Source organism: Streptococcus mitis, from assembly GCF_001579035.1.
Classification (GTDB): Bacteria; Bacillota; Bacilli; order Lactobacillales; family Streptococcaceae; genus Streptococcus; species Streptococcus mitis_J.
This window is the reverse complement of the sequence record NZ_KQ970359.1, coordinates 1-228: the sequence shown is the minus strand read 5'-3', so window position 1 is coordinate 228 and position 228 is coordinate 1. Positions and strand designations below refer to the sequence as shown.

The window sequence follows — 228 nt, the reverse complement described above, 5'->3', positions numbered from 1 at the left end:
CCTTCTCCAGTCCTTGTATGACATCTTGAAGTTGATTCATGACATCTTCCAAAGTTCAAAAGGCTTTATTCTTAAATCCACGTTTACGAATCTCTTTCCACACTTGTTCAATGGGGTTCATTTCTGGTGTGTATGGAGGAATAAATGCAAAGCTAATATTAGTCGGAATCTATCTTTAAGGTACTTGATTTATGCCATATAGCATTGTCCATGACAAGTAAAAGATAA

1 pseudogene is annotated in these 228 nt (G+C 35.5%); it reads right to left on the bottom strand.

Features of this window, described 5'->3' with window-relative positions:
* Positions 1-58: 58 nt before the first annotated feature.
* Positions 59-228: pseudogene (locus SMIDD26_RS11050) on the bottom strand (transposase); the annotation flags it as partial.